The organism is Cupriavidus basilensis OR16 (assembly GCF_000243095.1).
Taxonomy (GTDB): Bacteria; Pseudomonadota; Gammaproteobacteria; order Burkholderiales; family Burkholderiaceae; genus Cupriavidus; species Cupriavidus basilensis_D.
Genome location: NZ_AHJE01000304.1, coordinates 1 through 417, shown reverse-complemented (window position 1 = coordinate 417; position 417 = coordinate 1). Strand labels below are relative to the sequence as shown.

General features: G+C 67.4%; 1 protein-coding gene. It reads right to left on the bottom strand.

Features of this window, described 5'->3' with window-relative positions; genetic code table 11:
- Positions 1 to 96 precede the first annotated feature (96 nt).
- The coding region (locus OR16_RS38840) for a Bug family tripartite tricarboxylate transporter substrate binding protein (RefSeq protein WP_006164938.1) at positions 97 to 417 on the bottom strand (321 nt) is incomplete at its 5' end.

The window sequence follows — 417 nt, the reverse complement described above, 5'->3', positions numbered from 1 at the left end:
GTCGAAGGATTTGACGATGTTGGGCAGGCTCATGGCATGGCTCCTTGGATTCAGGGATGGCAACGGATAGCGTGGGACGCGCGGCGGACGCGGGAATCAGTCGACCTGAGCGCCGGAAGCCTTGACGGCGGCCGACCAGCGCACGGTGTCCTTCTTCATCAGGGCGCCGAACTGCTCGGGGGTGCCGCCCAATACGTCGGCGCCCTGGTCGCTCAGCTTCTTCTTCAGGTCGGGCACCTGCAGCGCCTGGTTGAACTCGGCGTTCAGGCGCGCCACGATGTCCTTGGGCGTGGCGGCGGGCGCCACGAAGCCGAACCAGGTCACGGCCTCAAACCCGCTGTAGCCGGACTCGGCAATGGTGGGCACGCCGGGCAGGTCGTCCATGCGCTTGGCCGAGGTCACGGCCAGCGCGCGCAT